Annotated in this window: 1 protein-coding gene; it reads right to left on the bottom strand. The window is 47.0% G+C overall.

What is annotated here, in order from left to right; genetic code table 11:
• Positions 1–574 (bottom strand): FlgO family outer membrane protein (locus KIV40_RS33740; RefSeq protein ID WP_285353786.1); only part of this gene is annotated, 574 nt, incomplete at both ends.

The raw sequence follows: 574 nt of genomic DNA, 5'->3' as shown, positions 1-574 counted from the left end.
AGAATAACCGTATACGGCTGCTTAATGGTTTGGTCTGAACGAATGATCACACCATCTTGAGTGCGGATGCTGTTCAAGGTATCAAGGTCACGACCAATACGGTCCGCTGGCAAGAAGCCCTGCGCTGAGGCGACAACAATACGCGTTTGCATACCTACGACACGAGCGTTCACTAGTACACCGCCCTCTTGGCGAAGCATAGTGCCTGTTAGCACATATTGAACATCCTGCTCTTGAGCAAGATCTTTCCAATCTCGGCTCAAAGCAAAGTCACCCTGTTGCGTCACTTGAATCGACCCCGTTGTCTTAAAGTCTACCACTTTAAAACCGCGACGTTGAAACTGGTGGATGAAGCCTTCAGAGACTGAATTGCCTAACCAGTTGGTCGAATCCATATGTTGTAAGTCTACAAACGACGTCACAGCAATTGGTGTGCGTGCCGATACGCTGGTATTCGACAGGATAAGATCTTCGGTCATACTCTCAACGAAGTAGTCCATAGTATGACGCGGGCTATCCATTAACATAAATTGGCTACCTGAATACTCAGTTTTACCGTTATAGATAGGCGAAT

Source organism: Vibrio sp. D173a (assembly GCF_030248475.1).
The sequence above is the reverse complement of the archived record's forward strand: the minus strand, read 5'-3'. Positions and strand labels throughout refer to the sequence as shown.